Below are 18,373 nucleotides of genomic sequence, written 5' to 3' on the forward strand. Positions count from 1 at the left end.
ACACAATTTCATCATTGGACTGACTCAATTCTGATACACATCAGAACCGCTCCGCCAAATGCGACCTAGACTTAAATCATTCCCTTCGACAAGGCAGTCACCATGATTTCGATGTCCTCCTTCCACGCCATGCTCATTCCGATTCTGTCCGGGATGATCCTGCTGGCGATCGGCTTCAACTTCCGCGACAAGAACGCCGGTGTGTTTGCCATGTGGGTCGGCATGCTGATGATCCTGGCGACCGTGGTCTACAAGATCCTCGCCAAACTCAACGAATAAATCCGCGCCCGGCTCGCATTGATTCTGGCTGCCTCGTACACTCGCTCAATTCGCCCCTTTGCGAGGTTGACCGCCTAGTGTTCGCTCGTCTGTTTGCTCTGCCCTGCCTGTTCCTTGTCTGCCTGATGACGCTGCTGCCGCTGGCCCCTGCCCAGGCGGTCGGGTTGCCGGGCCTGCTCAACACCACCAAGACGCAGCCGGAGGCGCAAGAGCCGCTGGGCCAGTCGCTGGATGAAGTCATCAAGTCGCTGGAAAACGACAAGCAACGCGCGCAATTGCTGAGCGATCTGAAAAAGCTGCGCGACGCCACCAAGAAAGCCCAGGCCTCACCGGAAGAAGGCGTGCTGGGGCTGATCGGCGGCACCCTGGCCAGCTTCGAGAAACAGTTCTCCGGTGACGACAGCCCGCTGACCCGCTGGTCCGACGAGTTCGATCTGGCCAGGGACGAACTCGACACCCTGATGTTGCCGGCCAGCGAATGGCTGCCGATCATCTTCGGCTTCGCGGTGATCCTGATGGTCTGGAGCCTGCTCGCCGCCGCGCTGATCTGGCTCGGTCACCGGGTGCGCATGCGCTTCGGCCTGACCGAAGAATTGCCGCAACACCCCAAGGCCCTCGACATGCTGCGCTTCGCCCTGCGCAAGCTCGGGCCGTGGTTGATTGCATTGGTCATCACCGTTTACATGAGCTACGCGCTGCCGTCGTCATTGGGTAAAAGCCTGGCGATGGTGCTGGCTTATGCGCTGGTGGTCGGCACCTGTTTCTCGGCGATCTGCGTGATCGCCTTCTCGCTGCTCGACGGCCCGCACCGGCACCGGGCGCTGTACATCCTGCGGCATCAGGCCTTCCGTCCGTTGTGGCTGATCGGCAGCTTCGCCGCATTCGGTGAAGCGCTGAGCGACCCGCGCCTGGTCGAAGGCCTCGGCGTGCACCTGGCGCACACCACCGCGACCATCACCAACGTGCTCGCGGCGCTGTTCACCGGGTTGTTCATCCTGCGTTTCCGCCGGCCGATCGCGCACCTGATCCGCAACCAGCCGTTGTCCCGCCGCCTGACCCGCCGCGCCCTCAGCGACACCATCGATATCCTCGGCACCTTCTGGTACGTGCCGGCGCTGGTGCTGGTCGGGATCTCGCTGTTCGCCACCTTCGTCTCCGCCGGCGACACCAGCACCGCCCTGCGTCAGTCGCTGATCTGCACGGTGCTGCTGGTGATGTGCATGGTGATCAACGGCCTCGTGCGCCGTCATTCACTCAAACCGCAGCGCGGGCCCAAGCGTCACGCGTTGTACTCGGAACGCCTGAAAAGCTTCTTCTACACCCTCGCCCACCTGCTGGTGTGGCTGATCTTCATCGAGCTCGGCCTACGCGTATGGGGCAAATCGCTGATCGGCTTTGCCGAGGGCGAAGGGCATGACGTCAGCGTCAAACTGTTCAGCCTGATCGGCACGCTGATTTTCTCCTGGCTGATCTGGATCCTCGCCGACACCGCCGTGCACCACGCCCTCACCCGCTCGCGCAAAGGCCTGGCGAATGCCCGCGCACAAACGATGATGCCGCTGATCCGCAACGTGCTGTTCGTGGCGATTTTCATCATCGCGCTGATCGTCGCCCTGGCGAACATGGGCATGAACGTCACGCCACTGCTGGCCGGTGCCGGTGTGATCGGTCTGGCCATCGGTTTCGGTGCGCAGTCGCTGGTGGCGGACCTGATCACCGGTCTGTTCATCATCATCGAAGACTCGCTGGCCATTGATGACTACGTCGACGTCGGCGGCCACCTCGGCACCGTCGAAGGCCTGACCATCCGCACCGTGCGCCTGCGCGACATCGACGGCATCGTCCACACCATCCCGTTCAGCGAAATCAAAAGCATCAAGAACTACTCCCGGGAATTCGGCTACGCGATCTTCCGCGTGGCGGTGCCGTACAACATGGAAATCGACGACGCGATCAAACTGATGCGCGAAGTCGGCCAGAAAATGCGCACCGACCCGCTGCAGCGACGCAACATCTGGTCGCCGCTGGAGATCCAGGGCGTGGAAAGCTTCGAGTCCGGCAGCGCGATTCTTCGCGCGCGGTTCAAGACTGCGCCGATCAAACAGTGGGAAGTTTCCCGAGCGTTCAACCTGTCGCTCAAACGCCATCTGGACGAAGCCGGACTCGATCTGGCGACGCCACGCATGAGCGTGCAGGTCATCACTGCCGGCGGTGGCCAGCCGAAGGAATAGCACTTCGCGCAGACACTCGGGTCACAGGCAGGGAAGCCAGAAAAACAATAACCACGGAGAAACCCGATGCAGCTGACACGTATCGCCCAGACCGTTCTGCTCACCGTGCTGGCCGGCACCGCCAGCGCCGCCACCCTGGACAGCACCCGCGAACTGATCGCCACGCAAGCCAAGGCACTTGAACCGCAGCTGCTGGAAACCCGCCGCGACATCCACGCGCATCCGGAACTGGGCAACACCGAGAAACGCACCGCGGAACTGGTCGCCAGGCAACTGAAGGCCATGGGCCTGGAAGTCAAAACCAACGTCGCCCGCACCGGCGTGGTCGCCATCCTCAAGGGCGCCCTGCCCGGCCCGACCGTGGCCTTGCGCGCCGACATGGACGCGTTGCCGGTCAAGGAAGTCGCCGACCTGCCCTTCGCCTCGAAAGCCAAAGGCACCTACCTCGACAAAGAAGTCGACGTGATGCACGCCTGCGGCCACGACGCCCACACCGCGATCCTGCTGAGCACGGCGAAAATTCTTACGGGCATGCGCGACACCCTACCCGGCACCGTGGTCTTCTACTTCCAGCCCGCCGAAGAAGGCCCGAGCGACTTCATCCCCGACGGCAAAAACACCTGGGGCGCGAAAATGATGGTGCAGGAAGGCGTGATGAAATCACCCAAACCCGACGCCGTCTTCGGCCTCCACGTCTGGGCCGGCGTCCCCGCCGGCCAGATCGCCTACCGCCCCGGCGCCACTCTGGCCAGCTCCGACGACCTGCGCATCAAAATCCTCGGCAAACAGACCCACGCCGGCCGCCCGTGGGACGGCATCGACCCAATCACCGTCGGCGCACAAACCATCGTCGGCCTGCAAACCGTGGTCAGCCGCCGCACCGACATTTCGTCCTACCCGTCGGTGGTCAGCATCGGCACCATCAACGGCGGCACCCGCTACAACATCATTCCCGAGTCCGTGGACATGAGCGGCACCATCCGCTCCTACGACTACGGCATCCGCCAGAAACTCCACGCCGACGTACGCCAGACCATCGAAAAAATCGCCGAAAGCGGCGGCGCGAAAGCCGACGTCACCATCATCGAAAAATACGACCCCACGATCAACAACCCGGCACTGACGGAAAAAATGCTGCCGACGTTGAAGTGGGCCGCCAAGGATGACGTGGTCAATGCGCCGCTGGTGGGCGGCGCGGAAGACTTCTCGTTCTTCGCCAAGGAAGTGCCGGGGCTGTTTGTGTTTCTCGGGGTGACGCCACGGGATCAGGACATGAGCAAGGCAGCGCCGAATCACAATCCGGGGTTCTTTGTGGATGAGTCGGCGCTGGTGGTTGGAGTGAGGACGATGGCGTCGTTGGCGACGGATTATTTGTATGCCAATGCAGGGGCGGGCAAGTAGAGATGAAGTGACAGTGGGGGCGCCTTCGCGAGCAGGCTCGCTCCCACATTTGACCGTGTGCAGCCTGTTAGAGATTGGTCGGCTGTCAGGCCGCCATCGCTGGCAAGCCAGCTCCCACAGTTGGATTGAGTGCAGGCAGTTGGAGATTGGTCGGCTGTCAGGCCGCCTTCGCGAGCAGGCTCGCTCCCACAGTGGGATTGGGTGCAGGCAGTTGGAGATTGGTCGGCTGGGAGGTCACCATCACTGGCAGGCCAGCTCCCACAGAGAGATTGGGTGCAGGCAGTTAGAGATTGGTCGGCTGTCAGGCCGCCTTCGCGAGCAGGCTCGCTCCCACAGTGGGATTGGGTGCAGGCAGTTGGAGATTGGTCGGCTGTCAGGCCGCCTTCGCGAGCAAGCTCGCTCCCACAGTGGATGGGTGTGGGCTGTTGGAGTTGGTCGGCTGGGAGGTCACCACCACTGGCAGGCCAGCTCCCACAGTTGGATTGAGTGCAGGCAGTTGGTGATTGGTCGGCTTTCAGGCCGCCATCGCGAGCAGGCTCACTCCTACAGAAAAGCAAAAGCCGACCGCCGGCTCTTCACCACTCAAATGGCCGAGTGTCAGCTCGCCGAAAGCTCTTGATCTTGACTCACCGGCCCGTCGGCAGGCTGAGCGGAGGGATTGATCCGGGGGTGGGAGCGCAGCGACCGTTCGACGAAGTCGAACACATCGAGAGGAGGTGCAGCGAAGCAAACCGGAGGCGATGCGCCCGGATCGATCCCGGAGCGAAGGAACCCCGAGCTTTAGCGAGCGGGCCGAACGTCAGGGCACAGACCTTTGGTTCCTTTGGGGCGTTTGCCAAAGGGACTCGCTGTAAAAGCGAAACCGCCAGTGGCAACACCCGAAGCAACGGATATACACCCAAAACCCCAAGAACCTGGTCGGCCCAAAGGCCGCCAAGGTCAAACAACATCTACACCAACGTGAATCGCATCATGCCGCCAAAACTCCAGATCACAATCAATCAACCGCTCATGCTGATCATAATTGACCCGAGCAATCCGTAACCCCGGACTCCCGACAGAAACCCGCAAAGCCGCCGCCGCATCCACCGACAACGACGTCGGCACAATCTCGAACCGCACCCGCCCATAGCGCAAATCGTAATGCCGCGCATAAAGCTCGGTCATCGACTGATTCAAATCAAATCCCAGAATCCCCGGAAAATACTGCGGATTCAGATAGTGCTCCACATACAAAACCAGCCGCCCGTCAATCCGCCGCGACCGGCAAATCTGAATCACGCTCGACAAAGCAGGCAACTGCAACAACGCACACACCGCCACCGACGCCGGCTGCAACCGCGCCGAAATCACCTCGGTCGACGGTACCCGCCCCTGCGCACTGACCATCGCGTGAAAATGACTGCGCTGCATCAGGTTGTACGCCAGACGTGGCGGCGAAACGAACCAGCCACGGCGCTCCTCGCGATAGATCTGCCCCTGCGCCTCCAACTGCAACAAGGCCTCACGCACAGTAATGCGCGTGGTGCCGAACAACTCACTGAGCTTGCGCTCGGCCGGCAACTTGCTCCCGGGCGCGAGCAGGCCGTGATCAAGTTGCTCCTGCAGCACCTGACCAATCGCTGTCACCGCTTTTGTTGCCTCATCGCGCATCAACGTTACCTATCTGGACTAGACCAGCACTGTTTCGGGGCAAAAACCGTACGGCCTGCAAGCCGTTTCCTTGTATTGCAAGCCTAGGCAGTGCAGATGACCGAGAGATGACAAACCCGCCCGACGGTCGCCCTCATGACTTGCAATACATCGGCCAAGTGCCTTGTCCGCCGGGGCTTTGACCTTGGTCTACGCTTACCGGGCAAGCGCCGAAACCGGGCCAATAAAAGGCCTGCCGGGCGACCGCCGACATCAAAGTGTCATCCAGCCCCCTTAAATTGGCTCAGGTATTGCTGACCTAGACCAACACAAACCGCAATCGCAGCGTTGAACACGACCAAGGAGCTTCGGAATGAAACAGCTTTTCCTGGCAACACTGTTAGGCTCGACCATTGCAATGTGCACCTCCGCCATGGCGGCGGGTACCGACCTGAAAACCCTCGAAGCCGCTGCGAAAGCGGAAGGCGCCGTCAACAGCGTCGGCATGCCCGATGACTGGGCCAACTGGAAAGGCACCTGGGAAGACCTGGCCAAGACCTATGGCCTGAAACACATCGACACCGACATGAGCTCGGCCCAGGAAATCGCCAAGTTCGCCGCCGAAAAAGACAACGCCACTGCCGACATCGGCGACGTCGGCGCCGCCTTCGGCCCGATCGCGGTCAAGCAGGGCGTGGTGCAACCGTACAAACCAAGCACCTGGGATCAAGTCCCGGACTGGGCCAAGGACAAGGACGGCAACTGGGCACTGGCCTACACCGGCACCATCGCCTTCATCGTCAACAAGAAGCTGCTGCACGGTTCCGAAGTCCCGACCAAATGGGCTGACCTCAAGGGCGGCAAATACAAGGTTTCCATCGGTGACGTGAGCACCGCTGCGCAAGCCGCCAACGGCGTACTGGCCGCTGCCCTGGCCAACGGTGGCGACGAGAAAAACATCCAGCCGGCCCTGTTGCTGTTTGCAGACATCGCCAAGCAAGGTCGCCTGTCGATGGCCAACCCGACCATCGCCACCATGGAAAAAGGCGAGATCGAAGTCGGCGTGGTCTGGGACTTCAACGGCCTGAGCTACAAGGCCAAGATGGCCAACCCGGATGACTACGTGGTGCTGATCCCGTCGGATGGCTCGGTGATTTCCGGCTACACCACCATCATCAACAAGTACGCGAAAAACCCGAACGCCGCCAAGCTGACCCGCGAATACATCTTCAGCGACGCCGGCCAGACCAACCTCGCCCGCGGCAATGCTCGTCCGATCCGTGCCGAGCACCTGCAACTGCCGGAAGACGTGAAGGCCAAGCTGCTGCCAAACGAGCAGTACAAGAAGGTCACGCCGATCAAGGACGCCGACGCCTGGGAAAAAACCTCCAAGGCCCTGCCGCAGAAGTGGAACGAAGAAGTCATCGTAGAGATGAAGTAATCCTGTAAATCCCCACTGCTGGATCCATTGGAGATCCAAATGTGGGAGCGGGCTTGCTCGCGAAGGCGGTGGATCAGTCAAGCATCTATGACTGACACTCCGCCTTCGCGAGCAAGCCCGCTCCCACAGGGGATCCAGGTTGAATCTGAAATTTCCTGTTTTCGCGGAGTTTTTGCCCCTATGAAGCACAACGTCATCCTTGTCGTGCTCGACGGTCTTAATTACGAGGTCGCGCGTCACGCCATGGGGCATCTGCAGGCTTACGTTGGCGCAGGACGCGCCGCGCTCTATCAGTTGGAGTGCGAGTTGCCGGCCCTGTCCCGACCGCTTTACGAATGCATCCTTACCGGCGTGCCGCCGATCGACAGCGGCATCGTCCACAACAACGTTGCGCGCCTGTCCAACCAGCGCAGCATCTATCACTACGCCCGCGACGCCGGCCTGAAAACCGCCGCAGCGGCCTATCACTGGGTCAGCGAACTGTACAACCGCTCACCGTTCGTAGCGGCCCGCGACCGTCATACCGACGATCCAGCGTTACCGATCCAGCACGGGCATTTCTACTGGAACGATCACTACCCGGATTCGCACCTGTTCGCCGACGCGGAACACCTGCGCCTGCGCCATGCGCCGAACTTCCTGCTGATCCACCCGATGAACATCGACGACGCCGGGCACAAGCACGGCCTCGACTCTTCGCAGTACCGCAACAGCGCACGCTCGGCAGACATCATCCTCGCCGACTACCTGCAAGGCTGGCTCGACGCGGGTTATCAGGTGCTGGTGACTGCCGATCACGGCATGAACAACGACCGCTCGCACAACGGCTTGCTACCGGAAGAGCGCCAGGTGCCGCTGTTCGTCCTCGGCAACGCCTTCAGCCTGAATGCTGACGCCGCGCCGAAGCAGACCGAGATCTGCGGCACCGTCTGCGAACTGCTCGGCGTCCCTCACGACAAACCTGTGTGCCGGGAGCTGCTCAAGTGAATGCCATGACTCGCGGCAAATGGCTGGCGGCCCTGTGTCTGGTGCCGTTCGCGCTGTTCTTTATCGTGTTCGAAATCGCCCCGCTGGTCTGGGTGATGATCAACAGCCTGCAATCGGAAGAGTTCGGCTGGGGCTTCGCCAACTTCAGCAAGATCTTCAGCTCGAAGTTCTATTTGCAGGCGATTCAGTACAGCCTGGAGATCAGTTTCTGGTCGAGCGTATTCGGCATCATCATCGCCGTGCTCGGTGCGTATTCGTTGCGCCGGGTCGACTCGAAACTGCGCAACTTCGTGAATGCCTTCGCCAACATGACCAGCAACTTCGCGGGGGTGCCGCTGGCGTTCGCGTTCATCATCCTGCTCGGCTTCAACGGCAGCATCACCATCATGCTCAAGCAGGCCGGGATCATTCAGGACTTCAACCTGTACTCGAAAACCGGTCTGATCATCCTCTACACCTACTTCCAGATTCCCCTCGGCGTGCTGCTGCTCTACCCGGCTTTCGACGCCTTGCGTGAAGACTGGCGCGAATCCGCTGCGCTGCTCGGCGCCAACGGCTGGCAGTTCTGGCGCCACATCGGTCTGCCGGTGCTGACCCCGGCCCTGCTCGGCACTTTCGTGATCCTGCTGGCCAACGCCCTCGGCGCCTACGCCACGGTGTACGCCTTGACCACCGGCAACTTCAACGTGCTGCCGATCCGAATCGCGGCAATGGTTTCCGGGGATATTTCCCTCGATCCGAATCTGGCCAGCGCCCTGGCTGTGGTGCTGGTGGCGTTGATGACCATTGTCACCGTCGTGCATCAACTGCTGTTGAAGAGGAGCTACCATGTCTCGCGCTGAATCCGGCCCGGCCGGCGTCTACCACCGCGTCGTGGTTTATCTGCTGTTCGCGATTCTGCTGCTGCCGCTGGTGGGCACGCTGATCTACTCGATTGCCAGCAGTTGGTCGGCGACCATCCTGCCCAGCGGTTTCACCTTCAAGTGGTACCTCCAGTTGTGGAGCGACCCGCGCTTCCTGCATGCCTTCGGCCAGTCGCTGCTGGTGTGCGTCGGCGCGCTGGTGCTGTCGGTGGTGCTGATCCTGCCGCTGCTGTTCGTGGTGCATTACCACTTCCCGAAACTCGATGCGCTGATGAACATCCTGATCCTGCTGCCCTTCGCGGTGCCGCCGGTGGTGTCGTCGGTGGGTCTGTTGCAACTGTACGGTTCCGGGCCGCTGGCGATGGTCGGCACACCGTGGATTCTGATCGGTTGCTACTTCACCGTGGCGCTACCGTTCATGTACCGGGCGATCACCAACAACCTGCAGGCGATCAACCTGCGCGACCTGATGGACGCCGCGCAACTGCTCGGCGCCAGCACCTTTCAGGCGGCATTTCTGGTGGTGCTGCCAAACCTGCGCAAGGGCCTGATGGTCGCGTTGCTGCTGTCGTTCTCGTTCCTGTTCGGTGAGTTCGTGTTCGCCAACATCCTCGTCGGCACGCGCTACGAAACCCTGCAGGTGTACCTGAACAACATGCGCAACAGCAGCGGCCACTTCACCAGTGCGCTGGTGATCTCGTACTTCTTTTTCGTGCTGGTCCTGACCTGGATCGCCAACATCTTGAACAAGGACAAAAGCGAATGAGCTATGTCAGCGTCCAACACCTGCAGAAAAACTACGCGGGCACGACCGTGTTCAGCGACATCAACTGCGAAATCAACAAGGGCGAATTCGTCACCCTGCTTGGCCCGTCGGGTTGCGGCAAGTCCACCCTGCTGCGCTGCATTGCCGGCCTGACGCCGGTGGATGGCGGCAAGATCCTGCTTGATGGCGTCGACATCGTGCCGCTGAGCCCGCAGAAACGCGGGATCGGCATGGTGTTCCAGAGCTACGCGCTGTTCCCCAACATGACCGTCGAACAAAACGTTGCCTTCGGCCTGCGCATGCAGAAGGTCAATGCCGACGACAGCCACAAGCGTGTCGCCGAGGTGCTGAAACTGGTTGAGCTCAACGACTTCGCCAGTCGTTATCCGCATCAGCTCTCCGGCGGCCAGTGTCAACGCGTTGCCCTCGCCCGCTCGCTGGTGACTCGCCCACGCCTGTTGCTGCTGGATGAACCGCTGTCGGCGCTGGATGCGCGTATCCGCAAACACCTGCGTGAACAGATCCGGCAGATCCAGCGCGAACTCGGCCTGACCACGATTTTCGTCACCCACGATCAGGAAGAAGCATTGACCATGTCCGACCGGATTTTCCTGATGAACCAAGGGAAGATCGTGCAGAGCGGCGATGCCGAAACCCTCTACACCGCACCAGTGGACATATTCGCCGCAGGCTTCATCGGCAACTACAACTTGCTTGACGCCGACAGCGCCTCGAAGTTGTTGCAACGGCCGATCAACCACCGCATCGCGATTCGCCCGGAAGCCATCGAACTGAGCCTCAATGGCGAACTCGATGCGCAGATCCGCAGCCACAGCCTGCTCGGTAACGTGATCCGCTATCGGGTCGAAGCGCGCGGTGTGGAACTGGTGGTGGACGTGCTCAACCGCTCGGCGGCGGATCTGCATCCCGACGGTCAGCGTCTGGCGCTTTCCATCGATCCGACGGCCCTGTGTGAGGTAGCCTGATGACTTTGCTGACGTTGAAGAGAGAACTGCACTGATGGCCCTGGCAATTTTTGATCTGGACGAAACCCTGATCCACGGCGACTGCGCCACCCTCTGGAGCGAGCAGATGGGGCGCCTGGGCTGGGTCGATCCCGAGTCGTTCATGCGCAAGAACAACGAGCTGATGGACGCCTACAGCCATGGCAAATTGCGCATGGAAGAGTACATGGAATTCAGCCTCGAACCGATGATCGGCCGAACCCCGGAAGAGGTCGAACACCTGGTCGGCCCATGGGTGGAAGACTTCATCGAACCGATCATCTTCAGCGACGCGACCAAAACCATCGCCGCCCACCGCAAGGCCGGCGACCGGATTCTGGTGATCTCGGCTTCCGGCACGCACCTGGTCAAACCGATCGCCGAGCGCCTGGGCATCGACGAAATTCTCGGCATCGAACTGGACGTTGCGCACGGCGTTTACACTGGCCAGACCGTCGGCACGCTGACCTACCGCGAAGGCAAGATCACCCGCCTGCTGGAATGGCTGGATGCCGAGGAAGAGAATCTGGAAGGCGCGAGTTTCTACTCCGACTCACGCAATGATTTGCCGTTGCTGCTGAAGGTGGATTTCCCGCATGTGGTGAATCCGGATCCGGTCCTGCTGGAGCACGCCGAAAAATCCGGCTGGCCGATCCATCTCTGGAAGTAAACATAGATCCAATTGTGGGAGCGGGCTTGCTCGCGAAGGCGGAGTGTCAGTCGATAAATTCGTGTCTGATTCACCGCTTTCGCGAGCAAGCCCGCTCCCACAGGGGTTTGTGTTTTCAGCTCAGGCTGTCGTCAATCACCAACACCACTTTCCCCGAAACCGTATTACTCGCCAGCTCGGCAAACGCCGCTTCGGCGTCTTTCACCGGGAAGGCTTTTGCCAGTTGCGGACTCAACCGCCCTTCGGCAAACAGCGGCCACACATGCTGGCTCAAGTCGCTGAACAGGTCGGCCTTGAACTGATCGTCGCGACTGCGCAACGTCGAACCGAGCAACTGCACGCGCTTGGCCAGTACCTGTGCCAGGTCCAGTTTCGCCTCACGTCCGCCCATCAGGCCGATCAGTACCCAGCGTCCGTCCAGCGCCGTCAGCTTGAGGTTCAGTGCCGCATAGTTGCCGCCGACCGGATCAAGGATCACGTCAAACGGCCCGAAGTCGCGCAGGCTCTCCAGATCATCGCTGCGCACCGCGCCGCCTTGGGCGCCGAGCGCCTCACAGTAGGCCAATCGCTCAGCCGACCCGACGCTGACCCAACAGGGATTGCCGAACGCCTTGCATAGCTGAATGGCGGCTGAACCAATTCCACTGGCCCCGGCGTGCAGGAGAACCTTCTCGCCGGGTTTCAGCGCCGCCAGTTGAAACACGTTGAGCCAGACCGTTGCATAAACCTCGGGTAATGCCGCGGCCTCGATCAACGAAACACCCTCGGGCACCGGCAGCACGTGCCGTCCATCGACCACCACCTCCTCGGCCATTCCGCCCCCGGCCAGCAAGGCGCAGACCCGGTCGCCGACCTGCCAGGACGAGCCGGCGCCGACTTCGCTGATCACCCCGGAACACTCCAGACCGAGCACCTGACTGGCGCCCGGCGGCGGTGGATAAAGCCCGGCTTTCTGTAATAAATCGGCGCGATTGAGGCCCGCAGCCGCCACGCGAATGCGCACTTGTCCTACATCACATGCCGGACTCGGCTCTTCAAGCCATGCCACTTGACCTTCAACGCCTTGCAATGCCTTCACAGTGCCTCCATAGTGAGTCTGGACTGAGCCCGAAGCTGTAGCGCCGGGCTTTTTGCATTATGCGACCGGCTCTCGTAGAACCGGCGACTTCAAAGACGGCCTAATATGCGTTATCAATTGTCCCCGCGTCGAATCAGCATGAAGCATTTGCTCCCCAGCACCGCCCTCGCTCTTTTCATCGGTATCGGCTTGTTGCCGGTGTCGGGCACTACATTCGCAGCCAACAGCTGGGACAAGTTGCAGCCGGATCGCGACGAAGTGATCGCCAGCCTCAACGTCGTCGAGTTGCTCAAGCGTCACCACTACAGCAAGCCGCCGCTCGACGATGCGCGCTCGGTGATCATCTACGACAGCTACATCAAGCTGCTGGACCCGTCGCGCAGCTACTTCATGGCCAGCGACATCGCCGAATTCGACAAGTGGAAGACCCAGTTCGACGACTTCCTCAAAAGCGGCGACCTCAACGCCGGGTTCACCATCTACAAGCGCTATCTGGACCGCGTCAAGGCGCGCCTGGACTTCGCCATTGCGGAGCTGAACAAGGGCGTCGACAAGATGGACTTCACTACCAAGGAAACCTTGCTGATCGATCGCAAGGACGCCCCTTGGCTCAAATCCACCGCTGAACTCGACGACCTGTGGCGCAAACGCGTCAAGGACGAAGTGCTGCGGCAGAAGATCGCCGGCAAGGATTCCAAGCAGATCCAGGAAACCCTGACCAAGCGCTACAAGAACCAGTTGGCGCGTCTGGACCAGACCCGCGCGGAAGATATCTTCCAGGCGTACATCAACACCTTCGCCATGTCCTACGACCCGCACACCAACTATCTGTCGCCGGATAACGCGGAGAACTTCGACATCAACATGAGCCTGTCCCTGGAGGGCATCGGCGCCGTGTTGCAGAGCGACAACGATCAGGTGAAAGTCGTGCGCCTGGTGCCGGCAGGCCCGGCCGACAAGACCAAGCAGGTTGCACCGGCCGACAAGATCATCGGCGTTGCCCAGGGCAACAAAGAGATGGTTGACGTGGTGGGCTGGCGCCTGGACGAAGTGGTCAAGCTGATCCGCGGCCCGAAAGGCACCGTGGTGCGCCTGGAAGTGATTCCGGCCAGCAATGCGCCGAACGACCAGACCAGCAAGATCGTGCCGATCACTCGCGAAGCGGTGAAGCTTGAAGACCAGGCGGTGAAAAAATCCGTGCTGAACCTGAAACAGGACGGCAAGGACTACAAGCTCGGCATCATCGAGATCCCGGCCTTCTACCTCGACTTCAAGGCGTTCCGTGCCGGTGATCCGGACTACAAGAGCACCACCCGTGACGTCAAGAAACTGCTGACCGAACTGCAGAAAGAGAAAGTCGACGGCGTGGTCATCGACCTGCGCAACAATGGCGGCGGTTCTCTGCAGGAAGCCACCGAGCTGACCAGCCTGTTCATCGACAAGGGCCCGACCGTACTCGTGCGTAACGCCGATGGCCGCGTCGATGTACTGGAAGATGAAAACCCGGGCGCGTTCTACAAAGGCCCGATGGCTCTGCTGGTCAACCGCCTGTCCGCCTCGGCTTCGGAGATCTTCGCCGGCGCCATGCAGGACTACCATCGCGCATTGATCATCGGTGGTCAGACCTTCGGCAAAGGCACCGTGCAGACCATTCAGCCGCTGAACCATGGCGAACTGAAACTGACCCTGGCCAAGTTCTACCGGGTTTCCGGGCAGAGCACCCAGCATCAGGGCGTACTGCCGGACATCGACTACCCGTCGATCATCGACACCAAGGAAATCGGCGAAAGCGCCCTGCCGGAAGCCATGCCGTGGGACACCATCAAGGCAGCGATCAAGCCGGCCTCCGATCCGTTCAAGCCGTACCTGGCGCAGCTCAAGTCCGAGCATGACGCACGCAGCGCCAAAGACGCCGAGTTCGTGTTCATCCGTGACAAACTGGCCCTGGCGCAGAAGTTGATGGAAGAGAAAACCGTCAGCCTCAATGAAGCAGACCGTCGTGCCCAGCACGCGGACATCGATGCCAAGCAACTGGCCATGGAAAACATCCGTCGCAAAGCCAAAGGCGAAGAACCGCTCAAAGAGCTGAAGAAAGAAGATGAAGACGCGCTGGCTGCGGCTGAGCCCGACAAGGTCAAACCAGAAGACGACGCCTACCTGAGCGAAACCGGGCGCGTGCTGCTGGATTACCTGAAGCTGAGCAATCAGGTGGCCAAGAAGTAAGATGATGGCAATTTAGTGGTGACGCTCCCCGGAGCGTCATCAAACAGTCATCATTCTGTCGTGAAATAAAGGACTGGGAGCGCCTCTTCAAGCAAGAGCGCTCCCAGTCCTTTTTTTATCGCCAGAGATTGCCATGACCACGACCGAACAGCTGAGTGCCTTGAGCTCGATCCTGACTCAAAGCGGTTTGCACAGCCTGTTCCAGCCGATCATCTGTCTCTCCGAGCGTCGTATTCTCGGCTACGAAGCTCTCACTCGCGGCCCGTCCAACAGCCCTCTGCATTCGCCAATCGCGCTGTTCGCCGTGGCGCGTCAGGCCGGCCGCCTGAGTGAGCTGGAGATCGCTTGCCGCCAGTCTGCCTGCCGTCGTTTCAACGAGCAGCAACTGCCGGGCAAGCTGTTCCTCAACGTCTCGCCGGAATCCCTGCTCGAAGCCGCGCACCAACCGGGGCGGACCTTGCAACTGCTGCAAGACTTCGGCATCCCACCGAGTCAAGTGGTGATCGAACTCACCGAACAGACGCCGATCGACGATTTCCAGTTGCTGCAAACTGCCCTGCATCACTATCGGGCGATGGGCTTTTCGATTGCACTGGATGACTTGGGTGCCGGCTATTCGAGCTTGCGTCTATGGTCGGAGCTGCGTCCGGACTATGTGAAAATCGACCGCCACTTCATCGACGGCATCCATCAGGACGCATTGAAACGCGAGTTCGTCGGCTCGATCCTGCAAATCGCCAAGGCCTCGCGGGCGCAGGTGATTGCCGAGGGGATCGAGTTGCCGGAAGAACTGGCAGTGCTGACCGAGATGGGCGTCGATCTGGTGCAGGGTTATCTGCTCGGTCGTCCACAGGAGCATCCGCCCCGCGATGCCCGGGCCCTGATGCCAAAACACGACAGCAGCGCCGTGGCGCTGAACGACGAGGGCAGCGACCTCAGCGCCCTGCTCAACGAGCAACCGGCGGTGCATCGCGACACACCGACTGCCACCGTACTGGAAGCCTTCCGCCGCCAGGCCAATCTGAATTCACTGGCGGTGCTCGACGAACAGGGCCAGCCGTGCGGCATCGTCCATCGCCATTCGTTGTCCGACGCGCTGCTCAAACCGTTCGCCACCGACCTGTTCGCACGCAAGCCGATCAGCCGCCTGATGAACGACGACTTCCTCGCTGTGGAAATGAGCCAGTCGCTGCAACAGGTCAGCCGCCTGATCACCAGCCGCGCCCGGCAGCGCATCGAAGAAGATTTCATCATCACCCTCAACGGCAGTTATCTCGGCCTTGGCCGGGTGATCGACGTGCTCAAACTGATCACCGAACTGAAAATCCAGCAGGCCCGCTACGCCAACCCGCTGACCCTGCTACCCGGCAACGTGCCGATCCAGCAATGCCTGACCCGCCTGCTGCAACAGGGCCGTGAATCGATCATCTGCTACGTCGACATCGACAGCTTCAAACCCTTCAACGACATCTACGGCTACGGCCGTGGCGACGAAGTGCTGCTGTGCCTGGCGCAATGCCTCAACGAACGCGTCGACCCGTCCCGCGACTTCGTCGGCCACATCGGCGGCGACGACTTCCTTCTGGTACTCGGCCCGGAAGACTGGCGCAAACGCCTCAACCAACTGCTCGACGACTTCCAGAGCCAATGCCGCCGCTTCTATCGCCCTGAGCATCTTGAGGCCGGCTGCTTCATCGCGCCGAACCGCCAGGGTGTACGGCAGGAATTCCCGTTGCTCTCGTTATCGATCGGCGTAGTCCACTTGCAACCCGAGGCCTGCGCAGAACTGGATGCCAGCCAACTCGCGGAAATGGCTTCGCAGGCGAAGCATCATGCGAAGAATGTTCCGGGGTATAGCGTGCATGTGCTCGACACCATCACCGCCGCCGACCTCCACACCCCGCAACTAATCAGTCAACGCTAACTCCCCAAACAACACAAATCCCTGTGGGAGCGGGCTTGCTCGCGAAGGGGTCAGTCCATACAGCTCATAACTAACCCCGAGCCAATTTAACAAAGCCTCCGCGCACATTTTCAAAAACATCACCACGTAGTTTTATCTTCGCCTGCAGCCCTTGAGAGATCTTCTTTCCAAACTTCCTGTGCTATTTGATAGACACTCTGGAAAAAACTGCGCGGTTCTTCTAACGAATACCATTCCTCCCGTGGCCAGCTATTCGCTTCGCATTCATCGATTTCAAAGGGACTTTGAAAATCATAATCCGAATTTTTTAGCGCTCCCTCTAGAAACTCAAATAATACATATTTATGTCTATACGAGAGATATGGCAACTCCAAACAATATTTTCTGACAAGAGTTTCCCTATCAACGCGATCATCCGGATTATAAACACCAAGCTCTACGCCTCGCGTTTCCTCACGATCATAAACATCGAACACTCCAATAAACCAAGTCAGGCTCGGTTCAAAAGGCTCGTTCAAAAACGGATCTTTCAACATTACCTGCCCTCCGCCGGGAAGCCCGTGAATGGTTTCTGCGTATTTATCTGATCGAATTTAACTTCAAACCAATTCAAGTCCTCATTAAGGGTCGGATTTTGCTGGTCTCGTCTATTCGGTCTATATCCACGACCTGCACCGGGCAACTCCAACTTAACTATTGGAATATTATTATGGTCTCTGCCTGTGTGCATTATTAAGCCATTTCTGTCCTTCGTCATCGCTTTATTCAACGCCCCCAAATGCATTCGCCAGTTATGGAACTGAGAGCTAAGATTTCCTCTGGCACCTCTTGGGACTATACCTGTATGAGGATCTGCCCCATTGATGCCACGTTGCTTAAGTGCTGGATCGGAAATTTCCGAACTATGTTTTTTCACAGTGTGCATGCCATAAAGATTTTCATATTCATATACCCGACGCTTCGCGTTCTCCTCAGCCACCTCATCAAGCCTCGCCCGCCGCTCCTGCGCTGTCATCTTTGGCAGCGGAGGAGAACCCTCTTCAACAACTACGCGGCCAGCCTCGTATCGCATCGGGCGACGCGGATTTGTCGGCGGACAACTGCAGCTCAACCCCAACGGATCCACCCACCCCGTCGGATTCGGCACGTACTGGTACTGATTCAACCCACCCGCCAACTTGATGGGATCCGGCGTCAAATACCGCCCCAACCTCGGGTCGTAATACCGATGCCGGTTGTAATGCAGCCCGCTTTCCGCATCGAAATACTGCCCCTGAAAGCGCAGCGGCTGGTCCAGGTAGTCCTCGCCCGCGAGGGTGATCGCCGATACCTTGCCGTAGGCGTCGTATTGCGCCGACCAGACGATTTCGCCGCTGTAGTCGGTGAGTTCCTGCGGGGTGCCGAGGTGGTCGAGTTGGTAGTAGAACGGGCAAGCGCGTTTCGGGCCTTTGCCGTCGAGCAGCGCCAGGGGGCGGAAGGTGCCGGGTTCGTAGACGTAGCTGCGGTGGTGGGTTTTGCTGCTTTCGGCGACGAGGTGGTCGCCTTGCCAGAAGAATTCGGTGGTCTGGCCGTCGACGGTTTTGCGGATGCGTCGGCCGAAGGCGTCGTACTGGTAGGACGCGGTTTGGCCATCGGCGCGGGTCAGGCCGATCAGACGGTGCTGGCAGTCGTAGCGGTATTCGGTGATCAGAAGTTGATCGCGGCCACGACGCTCGCGGATCAGGTTGCCGAAGGCGTCGTAGTCGTAATGCCGGTCGCCCTGCATCAGCAGGCGGTTGCCCTTGATCCGGGTCGGCCCGGGACGATCCTGCATCAGCAGGTTGCCGGCCGGGTCGTGGGCGAAGGATTCCGGCAGTTCGTCGCGCGAGTGACGG

The 18,373-nt window shown here is 60.0% G+C and carries 15 protein-coding genes; 11 read left to right on the forward strand and 4 right to left on the reverse strand.

From position 1 onward, the window contains the following. Window positions 1-102: 102 nt before the first annotated feature. The 3 genes from ACM6I7_RS06350 (at window position 103) to ACM6I7_RS06360 (ending at window position 3,911) form a co-directional block, all read left to right on the forward strand. On the forward strand, window positions 103-279 hold the full coding sequence (locus tag ACM6I7_RS06350; protein ID WP_007965354.1) for a hypothetical protein: 177 nt from the start codon (window positions 103-105) through the stop codon (window positions 277-279). 77 nt (window positions 280-356) lie between these two features. Next, a complete protein-coding gene (locus ACM6I7_RS06355) occupies window positions 357-2,510 on the forward strand; it encodes a mechanosensitive ion channel family protein (protein ID WP_330207817.1) in 2,154 nt (717 codons plus the stop codon). Window positions 2,511-2,576: 66 nt separating this feature from the next. Then, window positions 2,577-3,911: an amidohydrolase gene (locus ACM6I7_RS06360; RefSeq protein ID WP_414888178.1), complete on the forward strand. Its 1,335-nt coding sequence runs from the start codon at window positions 2,577-2,579 to the stop codon at window positions 3,909-3,911. A gap of 939 nt (window positions 3,912-4,850) precedes the next feature. On the opposite strand, the gene ACM6I7_RS06365 is transcribed toward ACM6I7_RS06360, so the two are convergent. Continuing rightward, a complete protein-coding gene (locus ACM6I7_RS06365) occupies window positions 4,851-5,564 on the reverse strand; it encodes a UTRA domain-containing protein (RefSeq protein WP_007965348.1) in 714 nt (237 codons plus the stop codon). A 352-nt stretch (window positions 5,565-5,916) separates the two neighbouring features. Between ACM6I7_RS06365 and ACM6I7_RS06370 the strand changes: the two genes are divergently transcribed. From ACM6I7_RS06370 to ACM6I7_RS06395, 6 genes are all read left to right on the forward strand, one after another. After that, the gene (locus ACM6I7_RS06370; protein ID WP_027613356.1) at window positions 5,917-6,984 is read left to right on the forward strand and encodes an ABC transporter substrate-binding protein; all 1,068 of its coding nucleotides are present in this window, start codon (window positions 5,917-5,919) and stop codon (window positions 6,982-6,984) included. Between the two features lie 180 nt (window positions 6,985-7,164). After that, the gene (locus tag ACM6I7_RS06375) at window positions 7,165-7,971 is read left to right on the forward strand and encodes an alkaline phosphatase family protein (protein WP_247842996.1); all 807 of its coding nucleotides are present in this window, start codon (window positions 7,165-7,167) and stop codon (window positions 7,969-7,971) included. A 5-nt stretch (window positions 7,972-7,976) separates the two neighbouring features. After that, complete coding sequence (locus ACM6I7_RS06380) at window positions 7,977-8,813, forward strand: ABC transporter permease (protein ID WP_163005303.1); 837 nt, start codon at window positions 7,977-7,979, stop codon at window positions 8,811-8,813. Beyond that, window positions 8,800-9,600: an ABC transporter permease gene (locus tag ACM6I7_RS06385; protein WP_007965346.1), complete on the forward strand. Its 801-nt coding sequence runs from the start codon at window positions 8,800-8,802 to the stop codon at window positions 9,598-9,600. Before ACM6I7_RS06380 ends, ACM6I7_RS06385 begins: the two co-directional genes overlap by 14 nt. After that, a complete protein-coding gene (locus ACM6I7_RS06390) occupies window positions 9,597-10,586 on the forward strand; it encodes an ABC transporter ATP-binding protein (protein WP_003223124.1) in 990 nt (329 codons plus the stop codon). The genes ACM6I7_RS06385 and ACM6I7_RS06390 overlap by 4 nt, the downstream gene beginning before the upstream one ends. 34 nt (window positions 10,587-10,620) lie before the next feature. Continuing rightward, window positions 10,621-11,274, forward strand: a complete 654-nt coding sequence (locus tag ACM6I7_RS06395; RefSeq protein ID WP_346650544.1) for an HAD family hydrolase — start codon at window positions 10,621-10,623, stop codon at window positions 11,272-11,274. Window positions 11,275-11,389: 115 nt separating this feature from the next. Here ACM6I7_RS06395 and ACM6I7_RS06400 read toward each other — a convergent pair whose 3' ends face one another. Continuing rightward, window positions 11,390-12,352, reverse strand: coding sequence for a zinc-binding dehydrogenase (locus ACM6I7_RS06400; RefSeq protein WP_414888179.1), 963 nt, complete (start codon window positions 12,350-12,352; stop codon window positions 11,390-11,392). A gap of 138 nt (window positions 12,353-12,490) precedes the next feature. On the opposite strand from ACM6I7_RS06400, the gene ACM6I7_RS06405 reads away from it, so the two are divergent. After that, on the forward strand, window positions 12,491-14,575 hold the full coding sequence (locus ACM6I7_RS06405) for a carboxy terminal-processing peptidase (RefSeq protein WP_167734107.1): 2,085 nt from the start codon (window positions 12,491-12,493) through the stop codon (window positions 14,573-14,575). A 133-nt stretch (window positions 14,576-14,708) separates the two neighbouring features. Continuing rightward, window positions 14,709-16,499, forward strand: coding sequence for a bifunctional diguanylate cyclase/phosphodiesterase (locus ACM6I7_RS06410; RefSeq protein ID WP_414888180.1), 1,791 nt, complete (start codon window positions 14,709-14,711; stop codon window positions 16,497-16,499). Window positions 16,500-16,618: 119 nt separating this feature from the next. Here ACM6I7_RS06410 and ACM6I7_RS06415 read toward each other — a convergent pair whose 3' ends face one another. Both ACM6I7_RS06415 and ACM6I7_RS06420 read right to left on the reverse strand, forming a co-directional pair. Beyond that, on the reverse strand, window positions 16,619-17,035 hold the full coding sequence (locus ACM6I7_RS06415) for a hypothetical protein (protein ID WP_414888181.1): 417 nt from the start codon (window positions 17,033-17,035) through the stop codon (window positions 16,619-16,621). Next, on the reverse strand, window positions 17,035-18,373 hold a 1,339-nt coding region (locus tag ACM6I7_RS06420; RefSeq protein WP_414888182.1), incomplete at its 5' end, for an RHS repeat domain-containing protein. The genes ACM6I7_RS06420 and ACM6I7_RS06415, both read right to left, overlap by 1 nt.

Origin of the sequence: Pseudomonas sp. IT-93MI4, from assembly GCF_949767635.1 — a bacterium.
In the GTDB taxonomy this organism is placed as follows: Bacteria; Pseudomonadota; Gammaproteobacteria; order Pseudomonadales; family Pseudomonadaceae; genus Aquipseudomonas; species Aquipseudomonas putida_A.